This window comes from Streptomyces sp. ME02-8801-2C, from assembly GCF_033793965.1.
GTDB lineage: Bacteria > Actinomycetota > Actinomycetes > Streptomycetales > Streptomycetaceae > Streptomyces.
The window spans coordinates 1-15336 of the sequence record NZ_JARAXP010000014.1 but is presented as its reverse complement, the minus strand read 5'-3'; the positions used below and the strand labels follow the sequence as shown (position 1 = coordinate 15336).

Here is a 15336-nt window from a genome sequence, read left to right as displayed (position 1 = left end):
CGGGCCCCCGCGCCGGTCACTCTGAGGCACCGGATATTACGTCCTGGGAAATCGAAGCTAGGGTGAACGGATGAAGGCTCTCGTGCTCTCCGGTGGCGCCGGCACGCGGCTTCGGCCGATCACCCATACCTCGGCGAAGCAGCTCGTACCCGTGGCCAACAAAGCCGTGCTGTTCTACGGCCTGGAATCCCTCGCCGACGCGGGCATCACCGAGGTCGGCATGATCGTCGGTGACACCGCGCCCGAGATCGAGGAAGCGGTCGGCGACGGGTCGAGGTTCGGCCTGAAGGTCACCTACATCCCCCAGGAACGGCCCCTGGGCCTGGCCCACGCGGTGCTGATCGCGCGGGACTTCCTCGGCGACGACGACTTCGTCATGTACCTCGGCGACAACTTCATCGTCGGCGGCATCAGCGACCTCGTCGACGAGTTCCGCCGGCTGCGCCCCGACGCCCAGATCCTGCTCACCCAGGTCCCCGACCCCCGCTCCTTCGGCGTCGCCGAACTCGACGAGGCCGGCCAGGTGATCGGCCTGGAGGAGAAACCCGAACACCCCAAGAGCGACCTCGCCCTCGTCGGCGTGTACCTCTTCACCCCGGCGATCCACGACGCCGTACGCTCCATCAGCCCATCCCGGCGCGGCGAGTTGGAGATCACCCACGCCATCCAGTACCTCATCGACGCCCGGTCCGACGTACGATCCACGCTCATCAAGGGCTACTGGAAGGACACGGGGAACGTCACCGACATGCTGGAGGTCAACCGCATGGTCCTGGAGGGCCTCGAGCGGCGGATCGACGGCGACGTGGACACCGCGTCCGAGACCATAGGGCGGGTGGTGATCGAGGAGGGCGCGAGCATCAGCCGCTCACGCATCGTCGGACCCGTCGTCATCGGTGCCGGTACGGTCGTCAGCGACTCGTACGTGGGGCCGTTCACCTCCGTCGCGGAGAACTGCCGGATCACCGACAGCGAGCTGGAGTTCTCCATCGTGCTGCGGGACTCCTCCATCGCCGGGGTGGGCCGTATCGAGTCCTCGCTCATCGGCAGGCATGTCGAGGTGACCCCGGCCCCCAGTGTTCCCAGCGCCCACCGACTCGTCCTCGGAGACCACAGCAAGGTGCAGATCCACTCATGAACCTCCTCGTCACCGGCGCCGCCGGCTTCATCGGCTCCATGTACGTCCGCAACCTCCTCGCGTCCGACGCGCCCGACGCGCCCCGGATCACCGTGCTGGACAAGCTCACGTACGCGGGCACCCTGGACAACCTCCCGGCCGAACACCCCCGGCTGAAGTTCGTCCAGGGCGACATCTGCGACGCCGACCTCGTCGACAAGCTGATGGCCGAGGCCGACCAGGTGGTCCACTTCGCCGCCGAGTCCCATGTGGACCGCTCGATCGACGGTGCCGCCGACTTCGTGCGCACCAACGTCGTCGGCACCCAGGTGCTGCTGGACGCGGCGCTGCGCCACGGCGTCGGCCCGTTCGTACACGTCTCCACCGACGAGGTGTACGGCTCGATCGAGTCGGGTTCCTGGCCGGAGGACCACCCGCTGGCCCCCAACTCGCCCTACTCGGCCTCGAAGGCGTCCTCGGACCTGCTCGCCCTCGCCTACCACCGCACCCACGGCCTGGACGTGCGCGTCACCCGCTGCTCCAACAACTACGGGCCGCACCAGTTCCCCGAGAAGGTCATCCCCCTCTTCGTCACCAACCTGCTGGACGGCAAGAAGGTCCCGCTGTACGGCGAGGGCCTCAACGTCCGCGACTGGCTGCACGTCGACGACCACTGCCAGGGCATCGACCTGGTGCGCACCGGCGGGCGGCCCGGCGAGGTCTACAACATCGGCGGCGGCACGGAGTTGAGCAACAAGGAACTCACCGGGCTCCTTCTGGAGGCCTGCGGAGCCGACTGGGACAGCGTGGAGTACGTCGAGGACCGCAAGGGCCACGACCTGCGCTACTCCGTCGACTGGAGCAAGCTCCACGACGAGCTGGGCTACACCCCGCGCCACGACTTCGCCGCCGGACTCGCCGCGACCGTCGCCTGGTACCGCGACAACCGCGCCTGGTGGGAGCCCCTCAAGCGGCGCGTCGGCACCGACGAGAAGCAGGCCAAGGGATGAAGTGGCTGGTGACCGGCGCCGCCGGCATGCTCGGCCGCGACACCGTCGAGGAACTCCTCAGGCGCGGTGAGAACGTCGTGGGCCTGGCCCGCACCGCCCTGGACATCACCGACCCCGACGACGTGCGCCGCGTCTTCACCGAGCACGAGCCCGACCTGGTCGTCAACTGCGCCGCGTACACCGCCGTCGACGACGCCGAGACCGACGAGGAGACGGCGCTGCGCGTCAACGGCGTCGGACCCCGGCTGCTCGCCCAGGCCTGCGCCGAACACGGCGCCCGGCTGATCCATGTGTCGACCGACTACGTCTTCGACGGCGAGGCCCGCGAGACCCCGTACCCCGAGGACCACACCCCGGCCCCGCGCACCGCGTACGGCCGCACCAAACTCGCCGGTGAACAGGCCGTCCTGGCCACGCTCCCGGACACGGGCGTCGTCCTGCGCACGGCCTGGCTGTACGGCGCCCACGGCGGCAACTTCGTGGCTACGATGATCGGCCTGGAGGCACGTCGGGACACCCTCGACGTGGTCGACGACCAACGCGGCCAGCCCACCTGGAGCGCCGACGTCGCCGGACTGATCGCCGACCTCGGACCCCTGGTCGGTTCCGGGGCCAGTGGTGTCCTCCACGCCACCAACTCCGGCGAGACCACCTGGTTCGAGCTGGCGCGTGAGGTGTTCCGCCTCGTCGACGCCGACCCGGACCGGGTACACCCCACCACCAGCGCGGCCTTCACCCGCCCCGCACCCCGGCCCGCGTACAGCGCCCTCGGCCACAGCCGCTGGCAGCAGACCGGTCTGCGACCGCTCCGCGACTGGCGTACCGCCCTGCACGAAGCACTGCCTCACATCCGCAAGGAGATTTCCTCGTGAAACGCCATGAGTTCCTCCGGGAGCTCCACAAGGTCAGCGCGAACAGGAACTACCTGGAGATCGGCGTCAACGACGGCCGAAGCCTGACCCTGTCCCGGGTACCGAGCATCGCGATCGACCCCGCGTTCAAGGTGGTCTCGGAGATCCGCGCCGACGTCCATCTCGCGAAGGCCACCAGCGACGACTTCTTCGCCCGGCAGAACCCCCTCTCCCACCTCACGGGCGGCCGGCACCCGCTGCGCAACCTGGCCCGCAACCGCAGCCCGTTCGGTTACTGGCAGCGCACCACGCTCGACCTGTCGTTCATCGACGGCATGCACCTGTTCGAGTACGCGCTGCGCGACTTCATCAACGTGGAGAAGTACTCGGACTGGGCCAGCGTCATCGTCCTCGACGACATGCTGCCGCGCAGCATCGACGAGGCGGCCCGCGACCGGCACACCAACGCCTGGACCGGTGACGTCTACAAGCTGATCGAGATCCTCACCCGGTACCGCCCCGACCTGGTCACGGTCCTCGTCGACACGGCGCCCACCGGACAGCTCATCGTCTTCGGCGCCGACCCCGACAACACGGTCCTGAAGGACAACTACGACGAGATCATCGCGGAGTTCGAGGTCCCGGACCCGCAGAAGGTCCCCGAGAGCGTCCTGGAGCGGACACCCGCCATCAAGCCGGAGACCCTCATCGAGGCCGGCTTCTGGGCCCCGCTCGTCAGGTCCCGCAACCGGGGCACCAAGCGCGGCAAGGGCCTGGAGCAGCTGCGGCGCAGCCTGCAACCGCTGAGCACCACCCGCTGACGCGGAAACGACCGAAGGCCTGCGGCCCGGAAGCTGATCAGCTCCCGGGCCGCAGGCCTTTTTTGTTGGTCACTCATCTCGTACGGAGTTACCGGTTGTCGCGCAGTCCCGCGTAGTACGCCGTGCACGCCTCGTAGGACGGCAGCAGCCCGGCCGCCTCCGCCTCCGCCAGGGTCGGCGCCTCGGCGTCCTTCTCCGACAGCACCGGCTCGATGCCCTCGGGCCAGGCGATGCCCAGCTCCGGGTCGAGCGGATTCACCCCGTGCTCACGCCCCGGCGCATAGCCGGTCGAGCACAGGTAGACCACGGTGGCGTCGTCGGTGAGCGCCATGAAGGCGTGCCCGAGCCCCTCCGCGAGGAACACGGCGTGCCGGGTCTCGTCGTCGAGCCGCACGGCCTCCCACCGCCCGTACGTGGGTGAGCCGACCCGGATGTCCACCACGACGTCCAGCACCGCGCCGCGCACGCACGTCACGTACTTGGCCTGGCTCGGCGGTACGTCGGAGAAGTGCACCCCGCGCACGACGCCCCGGCGCGAGACCGAGCAGTTCGCCTGGGCGAGGGAGAGGTCGTAACCGGTGGCCTCGCGGAACTCCTCGCCCCGGTACCACTCGTGGAAGGTACCCCGGTCGTCCGGGAAGATCTTCGGCTCCAGTACCCAGGCGCCTTCGATGTCCAGTGCTCGCATGCTGTCAGGCTCCGTTTCCGCGTCGCAGCCCGGCCTTGCGCGCGATCTTCCCCAGGGTGCGCCGCACCTTGCGGACCAGCTTCTGACCGCGGCTGGGCCCGGCCGGCTTGGCGGGCCGTACGACCTGAAGGCGACCGCCCTTGGCGCTGAGACCGACGGACATCGCCAGGAAGCGCGGCTCGTCGGCCTCCGGGGCCAGGCACAGCTCGGGCTTCCACGTCCCGTCGGCCACCGTGCCGGAGGGCAGCGTCGCGTCGACGAACGCGCGGGCACCGTCGGGGGCGCCGGACAGCGTGCCGGCCACCTCCACGGGCGTGGCGGAGGCCGACGAGGTCAGTCGCAGCAGCGTCTTGGTGTCGCCGGAAACGTGCAGGGGCAACGCCACGCGCAGCCGGTCACCCGTGACGGTGACATCGTCCGGCTTCAGACGGCCCAGGCCCACGCCCTTGACGGCGCGGTCGACGTCCAGGGAGAGGGTGGCCTGCTTGGCGGTCCAGTACGGCAGGACCACACGACCGGCGACCACACCGGCCGGCGGCACCGGACGGGGGTCCAGCTTCACCGGGCCGAGCCGGCACTCACGGGTCCAGCCGCCCAGCTTGATCCGGACGAACACGTCGAACAGCCCGCCGCCGAGCGGGACGCCGCCCGCCGCCGTGCCGGGGTCGACGGTGGCCGTGCCGCGCAGCACCAGCCGCACCTGCCCGTCCTCGTCGGCCGGGAGGGTCTCACGGGTCAGCTCCACCGGCTGGAAGAACTGGGCGGCGGTGGACCGCTCACGCACCAGGAAGTCCGCCGTCGCGCTCCCGAACCGGGCGACCGTGGACGCGCCCACCCGGGCGATCGCGTCGTCGGCGTCGGTGGGCGTGCCGTCCAGGTCGGCGCCGTCGCTGTCGTCCTCGGCGGGGAACGCCATGGGCTTGCCGCGCGAGGTGAACTCGGCGGTGAAGCCGACATGCAGGACCCCGTCCCGCCACTCCACGCTCTGCGGAGTGGCGGAGGGGGCGAGCGACGCCTCCCACTCCGCGAACGCCACCACGTCGTCGAGACGGTCGGCGGCGATCAGCGCCGCCACGATCCGCTGCGCCTCCTGCATGCCGTTCGCGACGCCCGGGCCGAAGCGCTCGACGACGACGCCGCGGATCTCGTCGAACATCTCCCTGCGATAGTCCTCCGGCAGCTTGAGGAGCCGGTTGCTCCGCATGCGCTCGACCATCTCGTTGCGCAGCCAGCGCCGGTAGAGACGGTCGCGCACCGCGCCCGGCTCGGTGTACCGCTCGACGACGTCGAGGGCCTCGCGCAGGTTGCGGAAGTAGCCGACCGGGTCGAAGCGCTGGAAACCCGCGTTCGAGGCGTCCTCGCGCTTGACGTGGTAGTAGCAGACGTAGTCGCTGAGCACGGAGACGTTGTCCGCGCGCAGATACGCCTCGGTGACGAAGACGTGGTCCTCGAGACGCCGCCGGCCCTCGGGGAAGCGCAGGCCGATGCGGTCGAGGAAGGCGCGGCGGAGCATCTTGTGCGGGGTGAGGCTGTCGATCAGCGGGGCGTTCTCGACAGTGGCCTTGGGGTGGTTGCGCCGGAACAGCTCGACCGGCACCGGTCGGCCCTTGCCGGCCATCTTGCCGACGATCACATCGGCGCCGTTGGCCACGCCGTACTCGTACATCCGCTCGAGGGCTTCGTCGCCGAGGTAGTCGTCGTTGTCGACGAACATCACGAACTCGCCCCGCGAGGCCTCGATACCGACGTTGCGCGGCTTGCCCGACCAGCCCGAGTTCTCCTGGTGGATGACCTGGAAACGATCGTCCGCGATGGCGAGCTCGTCCAGCAGGGCCGGGGTGTCGTCGGTGGAACCGTCGTCGACGAAGATCACTTCGTACTCGTCGGCGGGCAGCGACTGCCGGAGCAGCGACGCGACGCAGTCCTGGATGTAGGGCCCCGGGTTGTACACCGGAACGATGACGCTGACCTTGACCGGCATGCGGCTGAAAGCCCCCTCTTCACCTCTGTTCCCCGTCTCCGCAACGACACGGTCCGGGCTGCCTGATACTAACCGGCCGAGGGTCTCAACGACCTGCCGGGGCGTGGCGTCCGAGGGGCGCGCCGGCGCCCCCGAGGGGCGCGGGGAACTGCGCGACCAGCCCCAACGGCGCCGCACCCGCAAGACGACAAACAGCGGCACCCCGCAAGCGCGCCTACGCTCACGACCGTGCACCTACTGCTCCTCTCCGACACCCACCTCCCCAAACGCGCCAAACACCTGCCGGAGGCACTCCTCACCGAACTCCCACGCGCCGACGTCGTCCTCCACGCCGGCGACTGGGTCGACACAGCAACCCTCGACCTCGTAGAGACCCGCTCCCGCCGCCTCGTCGCCGTGTACGGCAACAACGACGGCCCCGACCTGCGCGCCAGACTCCCCGAGGTGGCCTACGCCGACCTCGGCGGCCTCCGCTTCGCGGTCGTCCACGAGACGGGTCCCGCCCAGGGCCGAGAGGCCCGCTGTGCCGCCCGCTTCCCCGACGTGGACGTCCTGGTGTTCGGCCACAGCCACATCCCGTGGGACAGCGCCGCCGACACCGGCCTGCGGCTGCTGAACCCCGGCTCACCGACGGACCGGCGCCGCCAGCCGCACTGCACGTACATGACGGCCACGGTGACGGACGGCGGGCGACTGACCGACGTGGTGCTGCACCGGCTGCCTCCCCGTCAGGCCTGACCCCGGCCCTCGTCCGGCGGATGGATGGCGCCGCCCGTCGCCGTCAGCGCCGCCCCGCTGCCTCCCCAGCGCAGGGCGACGATCTCGGCGGCCACGGACACCGCCACCTCCTCCGGCGTACGGGCGCCGAGGTCGAGGCCGATGGGGGAGCGCAGCCGGGCCAGCTCGGGCGTGGTGAGGCCGGCCTCCGTCAGGCGTCGCCGACGGTCGTCGTGGGTGCGCCGGCTGCCCATCGCCCCGATGTACGCGGCGGGCCGGCGCAGCGCCTCCTCCAGCAGCGGTACGTCGAACTTCGGATCGTGGGTCAGGACGCAGATCACCGTGCGCTCGTCGGTGTCCGTGCCGCGCAGATAGCGGTGCGGCCAGTCGGCGACCACGTCGACGCCCTCGGGGAAGCGCTTCGGCGTGGCGAAGACCGGGCGGGCGTCGCAGACGGTGACCCGGTATCCGAGGAAGGCGCCGATCCGGGCCACGGCGGCGGCGTAGTCGATGGCGCCGAAGACGAGCATGCGGGGCGGGGGCGCGAACGAGTGCAGGAAGACCGTGACGGCGTCCTCACGCCGCTCCCCGTGGGGTCCGTAGTGCCGCAACCCCGTTGTACCCAGGGCGAGTTCACCGTGTGCGTCGGCGGTGACGGCCACGTCGAGGCCCGTCGTGCCGAGCGTGCCCGACACCCGGTCGGGCCAGACGGCGAGGGTGGCGCCGCGCGCCGCCGGGCCGTCGGTCACGGTGGCCACGGTCACCGGATGGCCGGCCGCCACTGTCCGCGCGACCGCCGCGAAGGACGGATCGAGGGCCGGCGTCACCGGCCGTACGAGGAGGGTGATCTCGCCGCCGCAGGTCAGCCCCACCGCGAAGGCGTCCTCGTCGCTGTAGCCGAAGGTCTCCAGACGGGCCTCGCCGCTCGCCACGACCTCCTGGGCCAGTTCGAACACCGCGCCCTCGACGCATCCCCCGGACACACTGCCCACCACCTCGTCGCCGGGCCCCACGGCCATCGCGGCCCCGGGGGCACGAGGCGCGCTGCGGCTCACCGAGACGACGGTGGCGAGCCCGAACGGTTCGCCCGCCGCGTACCACCGTCCGAGCGCGGGGAGGATGTCTCGCACGATCCGCTCCTTTTGTCGCCCCATGTGACCCCATGATCGACCATGAGCCTCAAAAGCTGAAGATTACTCAGGAGTCAGTTTCTATTGACGGCTCCTGGTGCGCGCGGGACTGTAATGCACATGTCGAAGTCACGTGTGCCACTGCTCGGCGTACTGGTCTTGGTCACGGGTTTCCTGACCACTGTCGGCTCCCAGCCCGCTCGGGCCGACACCCTCTGGTTCGACTCTCCCGCTTCCTCCACCCTCACCGTCCAGAACGGCCGGTTCACCGACGCTCTGGGCCGCGAGGTCGTTCTCCGCGGCTACAACGTCTCCGGTGAGACCAAGCTCAAGGAGAACAACGGACTGCCCTTCGCCTCCGTCGCCGACGCCAAAAAGTCGGCGACGGCCCTGCGAGCGCTCGGCGGCGGCAACAGTGTCCGCTTCCTGCTCTCCTGGGCGTACGCGGAGCCCGTCCGGGGGACGGTGGACAGCGCCTATCTGGCCGCCGCCACCGCCCAGATGGGTGCCTTCCTGGACGCCGGCATCCGCGTCTACCCCGACTTCCACCAGGACCTCTACTCCCGCTGGCTCTTCGACCCGGACAGCTGGTACACCGGCGACGGCGCCCCCAAGTGGGCCGTCGACCTCGGCAACTACCCGGACGAGTCCTGCGGGATCTGCCTCCTCTGGGGGCAGAACATCACGTCGAACGCGGCCGTGCGCAACGGGACGTACGACTTCTGGCACAACGCCTACGGGATCCAGGACTCCTTCCTCGACACCGCCCAGAAGACGATGACGTACCTCAAGCAGAACCTGACGAGCGCCCAGTTCAGCGGTGTCGTCGGCTTCGACCCGTACAACGAACCGCACGCGGGCAACTACGACTCGGGCCAGACCAGCCGGGCCTGGGAGAAGGACGTCCTGTGGCCGTTCTTCGTGAAGTTCCGGTCGCGGATGGACGCGGCGGGCTGGCAGGACAAGCCCGCCTTCGTGGAACCGAACATGTTCTGGAACGCCAACCTCGACTTCCAGAAGCAGGAGGGCGGACTGCTCGACGCCGGGAACATCGGCCCGCGCTACGTCTTCAACACCCACTTCTACGACCAGAAGGCGATCTCCGGCGTCTTCATGTGGGGCAAGGCCGGTGACGGGCAGTACGTCAACGACTTCGGCACCGTCCGCGACCGGGCCGCCGCCACCGGAACGACGGGAATCGTCAGCGAGTTCGGCCACCCGCTGAACGGCAACGTCTCCGACAAGGCGCCGACGGTCCTCAAGGCGATGTACCAGGCCCTCGACTCCCGGGTGAAGGGGGCGGGCTGGTGGACGAACGCGAGCGGCTCCGGGCCGGTGCTGTCCGGCAGCCAGTGGCAGTGGGACATCTACAACGGCCGCCACCACGAACTGATGAACGACAACCCCGACAAGGTGATCACCGCCGCTGACGCCTGGAACGACGAGGACCTGTCCGCCGTACGCCTCGACGACTCCGGTACGGCGGTGCTGCGCCAGGACGCCCGGATGCTGGACCGCGTCTACCCGGGCGCCACGGCCGGGACGACGCTCGCCTTCACCTATGAGGACCGCTCCCGGGACGGGTCGACGACCCTGACCTGGAACCCGGTGCCGAGTTCGATGCCGAACGTGTCCCAGCTGGTGGGCTCGGGGCAGTACTCGGTGCTGGTGTGGCGGTCGAAGGGCATCTCGGCGCCGACCGAGCTCCATCTGCCGGCGTCCTTCCCGACCGCCACGACCACGGTCGTCTCCGACCTCGGCACGGTGTACGGCCCGCCGGCCTACACCAGTACGACGCCGGTCGCGGCGGGCACCGACCCCGGGAACACGGGAAGCCGCCGCCTGCTGCTCACCGCGCCGGACTCGGGAGTCCTGCACTACGCGCTGGTGACCAACGGGGCGACGGCTCCCTCGGCGACCCTGCTGAACGCCGCGCGGACCGAACTGGCCTCGTGGGCCGCGCAGGAATTCAGCTGAGCGATCGACCGACAGTCAACCGGCGGTCGACTGGCCTGAAAGAACAGGTCAGTTGGTCGCCGGGCCAGTCCAGTCCGCCTCGACATGGCCGAGGCGGACGCGCTGGGGGTGGTCGCCGACCGGCACGGACACCGTCTTCTGCCCGGTGGCGAAGTCGATGGCCGTGACCTGGTCGGCACCGCTCTCGGAGATCATGCAGGACTTGCCGTCGCCGCTCACCGTGGCCCAGTAGGGCTTCGAGGCGGGGACGAGCGGGCCCTCCTGGAGGGTCGCGCGGTCCACGACCGTCGCGTAGTCGTCCATCGTGCCGGCGACGCACAGCTTCGTACCGTCCGGCTTCATCGAGATGCCGTGGTGGCGGGAGTCGTTGACGAACGTGGTGCGGTCGTCGCTGGTCGCCGGGTTCTTCGGCAGGGTCTTGGTCCGGGTGATCTTGTCGGTGGCGACGTCGTACTCGAAGAAGCCGTTGAAGAACGAGACCTGGAAGTAGAGCTTCGACTCGTCGGGGGAGAAGGCGGCCGGGCGGACGGCGTCCGAGTAGTCGTTGAGGCCGATCGCGTTCAGCCGGTCGCGCATGTCGATCACCTTCACCTGCTTGAAGGTGGCCGCGTCAACGACCGTGATCTTCCGGTCGCCCTTCGTGAAGTCCTGCCACGGAGCGTCCTGATTGGTGTTGACGTCCCCGATGGACATGTTCCAGATGTACTTGCCGTCCTTGGTGTAGATGTTCTCGTGCGGCTTGTCCCCGGTCTTGAACGAGCCGATCTGCGCACCGGTGTTGATGTTCAGCACGTGCACGGTGTTGGAGATCGAGGCGGAGACCGCGACCTGAGTGCCGTCGGGGGAGACCGCCATGTGGTCGGAACGGTAACCCGACACCGGGAAACGCCAGTTGATCGCCCCGGTGGCGAGGTTGATCGACACGACGTCGGCGAAGCTGGGCCGGGACACGACCACCGACTTGCCGTCCGGGGTGGAGTACATGTCGTCCACCAACTGGTCGTGGCCCTCGCCGACTCCGTTGCGGATGGCCATGTAGTAGATCCACTTGATCGGGTCGGCGTTGATCGCGGCAATCCGCGCCGCCTTGTCCGGTACGACGTTGATCCGGCCGATCTTGGCGAAGTCGCCGCTCGACTTGATGACGTCCGCGGTGCCTTCCCAGTTGTTGCCGACGAACATCACCTCGCGCAGGCTCGCGGCGGTCGCGCCGTCGGCGTCGGTGGCCGCGACGGCGGCGGTCGCGGGGGCGGTGACGGTCAGGACGAGGGCGGCGGCCATGGCACAGAGGTGCCTGGAACTGGAAGCAGACATGAGTGCTCTCCCCTCCGGGAGTGGGACAGACGGGTGTGGCGGGTGCATGACATGTGGGGTAAAAGGGAGAACATGGCTGCGGTCAGGAAACTGAACACGGTCACGTTCAGATTGGACTTACTGGAAAGTAAGGAGGGGGTGCCCTTCTCCACAAGACTGCGTGCAAGACAAACTTGGCCCCCGGACCGACGGAGGAGGGTTCATTGGCGGGCAGACTCAGGGCGCCTACCGGCCGATACGCGGGCAAGACGGCCGAGGAACGGCAGAGCGAGCGGCGTCGCAGATTCCTGGACGCCGCGCTCCAGCTGTTCGGCGACACGCCGGGCTACCGCTCGACGACCGTCGCCGCGCTCAGTGAGGCGGCGGGCCTGTCGACCCGGCAGTTCTACGAGGAGTTCCGCACCCTCGAGGACGTACTGGCCGCCCTGCACCTCCAGGTCAACGACTGGGCGGAGGAGGCGGCACTCGCCGCGCTGGCCGCCGCGGAGGGTCTGCCCCTCGCCGAACGAGCCGCCGCGATCTTCCGCGGCTATGCCGCCAACGTCACCGCCGACCCGCGCCGCATCCGGATGACCTTCGTCGAGATCATCGGCGTCAGCGCCCGCCTGGAGGAACAGCGCCTCGCCCGCCGCTCCCGCTGGGTGAACCTCATCTGCACGGAGGCGGAGGCCGCGGTGGCCCGCGGAGAGGCGGCGCCGCGCGACTACCGGCTCGCCGCGACCGCGTTCATCGGCAGCGTCAACGGCCTGCTCCACGACTGGAGCGCGGGGTGGGTGGACGCCACGCTGGACGAGGTGGTGGACGAACTGGTCCGCATGCTGCTGGGCATCCTCCGCCCGGCGGGTTGGCTGCCACCGGGCGCGGGGGGAAGCGGAGAGGACGGGGGCGGGGGCGCTGCGCGCGCGGGGGATGCGGTGGCGCGCTGAGGCCGTTGTAAGTGCCGGGGTGCTGGCTGAGGGTGCCCGGGTGCCGAGTGTTGCGAGTGCCCGTGCGGGGTGCGGGGTGTGGTCGGGGGTGCCGCAGGACGGTGAGGGTGGCGCGGCGGGGCTGAGGCGGTGCGGCCACCCTGTGGGTGCCGGGGTGCCGGGGTGCCGGGGTGCCGGGGTGCCGGGGTGCCGGGGTGCCGGGGTGCCGGGGTGCCGGGGTGCCGGGGTGCCGGGGATGTCGAGGGTGCCGGGGATGTCGAGGGTGCTGAATGCGGCGCGGACGCTCAGGATGTCGGAGTGCCGCGAGCGGCGGGGTGCCGGTGTAGGGGGGCAGTGAAGGCGCTGCGGGTGCCGGGAACGCTGCGGGCGCTGAGGGGCCCGGGGGCCCGGGGGCCCGGGGGCCCGGGGGATCGGGGGATCGGAACGCCGGGGGCGCTGTGGCGCCCTGGGTGTCCGGGGTTCAGGGGGGGGTGCCCGGTCCCCCGGGTGGGGGCGGTGAGGTTGGGGTCAGTCGGACAACCTGTGCAATGACTCCAGTACCAGTCCGACACCGTCCTCCGCGCCGATGCGGGCCGCGAGAGCACGCGCCCGCTCCCCGTAAGAGGGGTCACTGGTCGCCTGTAGTAGTGCCGCGGCCAGTGAGGTGGTCGTCAGTCTGCGTAGGGGGATTGTCCGGGGTGCCACACCCAGGGAGACCAGGCGGGATGCCCAGAAACCCTCGTCGAACTGGATCGGGACCGGCACCGCCGGTACCCCGGCCCGCAGGCCGGCGGCGGTCGTGCCCGCGCCGCAGTGGTGGACCACTGCGGCCATGCGCGGGAACAGCGCGGAGTGCGCCACCTCGCCGACGGTCAGCATGTCGTCGCCGTCCGCTGACAGCTCACCCCAGCCCCGCTGGATCACCCCACGCAGCCTGGCCTGCCGCAGAGCCCCCACGAAGACGGGCGGAGGCCCCGAGGCCAGGAACTCCTCGACCTCGGGCGGCAGTTGGGGCTGAGTGTCGTACGGCCACCAGTAGCCGCAGATGTCGAGCCCCGGGCGCCAGTCCCGGGGCCGGGGCACCACCAGCGGGCTGAAGCCGTGCAGCACCGGCCAGCCCTGGCGCTCCCGGGCGCGGCGCGCGGCGCCCGGGGTGTGGTGAGGGAGGCCCAGCCGGGCCCGTACGGCCGGCACGGTCGAGGCGAAGATCTGCTCGACGGCCATGCTCACCCCGTTCCCGGCGAGCCGGTTGCCCGCCGCGCCCCAGGACCGTCCGCCGAGAACGGGCGGCCCGAACTCCCTTGTCGGGGCGAGGGGTTGCAGGTACACGCCCATGCTCGGCAGTCGCAACCCCTCCGCGATCGTGTGCCCCAGCGGGCCCAGCGAACTGGACAGCAGCAGTACGTCGTTCGCGCGCGCGGCGGCCAGCAGATCGTCGGTCATCCGCCCGACGAGCCGCCGAGCCATCTCGACCACCCGCAGCAGCTTCCCCGCCCCGGTCGCGCTGCGATGCAGCCCGCGCCCGCGCGCCGACTCCAGCTCCGCCCTGGGGTCCACGGGCAGGGCGTGGAACCCGACCCCGGCCCCTGCCACCAGCGGCTCGAAGCAGCCGTGCGTGACCAGGGTGACCTCGTGCCCGGCACGGGCCAGCCCGTGCCCGAGCCCGGTGAAGGGGGCCACATCACCCCGCGAGCCTGCCGTCATGATCGCTACACGCACGGGGGCCAGTATGGCGTCCCGCAAGGGGCGCGGGGAACGGCGCGCCCAGCCCCCGTCGTCCCGCAACAGCGAACCGTCCCTCCCGCGGACGACACCCCCTAGCGGCGCAGTGGTGCGAGGACGAGCACCAGCAGTGGTGCGGTTGTCGCCGCGAACGTCAGACACGCCGCCGTCAGTCGCCTCTTCAAGCGGCGGTACCTCGCCTCGTACTCGGCCCGCAACTCCGCGCTCCGGGCCGCGGTGCGTTGCCAGGAGGCGCCGGCGAGAGCGAGGTGCTCCGCCGCGAACTGCCTTTCCAGTTCGGCTCGTTGCCCGCTCGTCAGCCAGTCGAGGCGGGCGGTGAAGCGGGCAGCGGCCTCCTGTCCCTCCTGGCGGGTCGCCGCGATGAGCAGGTGGCCCTGGATCTCGTTGACCAGGGTCGTCACATCCACCTGGCCGTCGTCGTCCCTCGTGGTCACTGTCGGGTCAACTCCTGCTGTTGGGCGGGGTGATGGAGGTCGAACGCCGGGGACTCGCTGCGGATCCTCGGCAGGGTGAGGAAGTTGTGGCGCGGGGGCGGGCAGGATGTGGCCCACTCGAGCGAGCGGCCGTAGCCCCACGGGTCGTCGACCTCGACCTTCTTGCCGTACTTCGCGGTCTTCCACACGTTGTAGAGGAACGGCAGCACGGACAGGCCCAGCAGGAACGAGCTGATCGTCGAGATCGTGTTCAGGGTGGTGAGCCCCTCGACCGCGAGGTAGTCGGGGATGCGGCGCACCATGCCCCCGGCGCCCAGCCAGTGCTGGACGAGGAAGGTGCCGTGGAAGCCGATGAACAGCGTCCAGAACGTGATCTTGCCGAGGCGCTCGTCGAGCATTTTGCCGGTCATCTTCGGCCACCAGAAGTGGAAGCCGGAGAACATCGCGAACACGACCGTGCCGAAGACGACGTAGTGGAAGTGGGCGACGACGAAATACGTGTCGGACACATGGAAGTCGATCGGCGGTGAGGCCAGCATCACGCCGGTGAGACCACCGAAGGTGAAGGTGATCAGGAAGCCGGTGGCCCAGAGCATCGGGGTCTCGAAGCTCAGCGACCCCTTCCACATGGTGCCGATCCAGTTGAAG

Annotated in this window: 14 protein-coding genes; 7 read left to right on the top strand and 7 right to left on the bottom strand. The window is 70.2% G+C overall.

The genetic code is table 11. The features are described 5' to 3' along the window. Positions 1-70: 70 nt before the first annotated feature. Genes PV396_RS34455 through PV396_RS34440 form a run of 4 tightly spaced genes read left to right on the top strand, consistent with a single transcriptional unit; the run spans position 71 to position 3799 of the window. A complete protein-coding gene (locus PV396_RS34455) occupies positions 71-1138 on the top strand; it encodes a glucose-1-phosphate thymidylyltransferase (RefSeq protein WP_319211430.1) in 1068 nt (355 codons plus the stop codon). Further along, positions 1135-2127: a dTDP-glucose 4,6-dehydratase gene (gene rfbB, locus PV396_RS34450; protein ID WP_319211428.1), complete on the top strand. Its 993-nt coding sequence runs from the start codon at positions 1135-1137 to the stop codon at positions 2125-2127. The genes PV396_RS34455 and rfbB overlap by 4 nt, the downstream gene beginning before the upstream one ends. After that, positions 2124-2999: a dTDP-4-dehydrorhamnose reductase gene (gene rfbD, locus PV396_RS34445; RefSeq protein ID WP_319211426.1), complete on the top strand. Its 876-nt coding sequence runs from the start codon at positions 2124-2126 to the stop codon at positions 2997-2999. Before rfbB ends, rfbD begins: the two co-directional genes overlap by 4 nt. Further along, on the top strand, positions 2996-3799 hold the full coding sequence (locus PV396_RS34440; RefSeq protein ID WP_319211424.1) for a class I SAM-dependent methyltransferase: 804 nt from the start codon (positions 2996-2998) through the stop codon (positions 3797-3799). Before rfbD ends, PV396_RS34440 begins: the two co-directional genes overlap by 4 nt. A gap of 88 nt (positions 3800-3887) precedes the next feature. Here PV396_RS34440 and rfbC read toward each other — a convergent pair whose 3' ends face one another. Both rfbC and PV396_RS34430 read right to left on the bottom strand, forming a co-directional pair. Continuing rightward, a complete protein-coding gene (gene rfbC, locus PV396_RS34435) occupies positions 3888-4487 on the bottom strand; it encodes a dTDP-4-dehydrorhamnose 3,5-epimerase (protein WP_319211422.1) in 600 nt (199 codons plus the stop codon). A gap of 4 nt (positions 4488-4491) precedes the next feature. Further along, positions 4492-6468, bottom strand: coding sequence for a glycosyltransferase family 2 protein (locus PV396_RS34430; RefSeq protein ID WP_319211420.1), 1977 nt, complete (start codon positions 6466-6468; stop codon positions 4492-4494). A 228-nt stretch (positions 6469-6696) separates the two neighbouring features. Between PV396_RS34430 and PV396_RS34425 the strand changes: the two genes are divergently transcribed. Further along, positions 6697-7206 carry a metallophosphoesterase gene (locus PV396_RS34425; RefSeq protein WP_319211418.1) on the top strand — a complete coding sequence of 170 codons (510 nt, stop codon included), beginning with the start codon at positions 6697-6699 and terminating at the stop codon, positions 7204-7206. Here PV396_RS34425 and PV396_RS34420 read toward each other — a convergent pair. Beyond that, positions 7197-8315 carry an XdhC family protein gene (locus PV396_RS34420; protein WP_319211416.1) on the bottom strand — a complete coding sequence of 373 codons (1119 nt, stop codon included), beginning with the start codon at positions 8313-8315 and terminating at the stop codon, positions 7197-7199. The genes PV396_RS34425 and PV396_RS34420 overlap by 10 nt on opposite strands. A 114-nt stretch (positions 8316-8429) precedes the next feature. On the opposite strand from PV396_RS34420, the gene PV396_RS34415 reads away from it, so the two are divergent. Continuing rightward, positions 8430-10292 (top strand): cellulase family glycosylhydrolase, encoded by a 1863-nt coding sequence (locus PV396_RS34415; RefSeq protein ID WP_319211414.1) that lies wholly within the window; start codon positions 8430-8432, stop codon positions 10290-10292. Positions 10293-10340: 48 nt separating this feature from the next. Here the strand turns inward: PV396_RS34415 and PV396_RS34410 are convergent, their stop codons facing one another. Then, positions 10341-11606, bottom strand: coding sequence for a YncE family protein (locus tag PV396_RS34410; RefSeq protein ID WP_319211412.1), 1266 nt, complete (start codon positions 11604-11606; stop codon positions 10341-10343). A 203-nt stretch (positions 11607-11809) separates the two neighbouring features. Between PV396_RS34410 and PV396_RS34405 the strand changes: the two genes are divergently transcribed. After that, positions 11810-12532: a TetR/AcrR family transcriptional regulator gene (locus PV396_RS34405; RefSeq protein ID WP_319211410.1), complete on the top strand. Its 723-nt coding sequence runs from the start codon at positions 11810-11812 to the stop codon at positions 12530-12532. A 507-nt stretch (positions 12533-13039) separates the two neighbouring features. Here PV396_RS34405 and PV396_RS34400 read toward each other — a convergent pair. From PV396_RS34400 to PV396_RS34390, 3 genes are all read right to left on the bottom strand, one after another. Then, positions 13040-14215, bottom strand: coding sequence for a glycosyltransferase (locus PV396_RS34400; protein WP_319211677.1), 1176 nt, complete (start codon positions 14213-14215; stop codon positions 13040-13042). Between the two features lie 113 nt (positions 14216-14328). Further along, positions 14329-14688, bottom strand: a complete 360-nt coding sequence (locus PV396_RS34395; RefSeq protein WP_319211408.1) for a hypothetical protein — start codon at positions 14686-14688, stop codon at positions 14329-14331. Further along, on the bottom strand, positions 14685-15336 hold a 652-nt coding region (locus PV396_RS34390), incomplete at its 5' end, for a cbb3-type cytochrome c oxidase subunit I (RefSeq protein WP_319211407.1). The genes PV396_RS34390 and PV396_RS34395, both read right to left, overlap by 4 nt.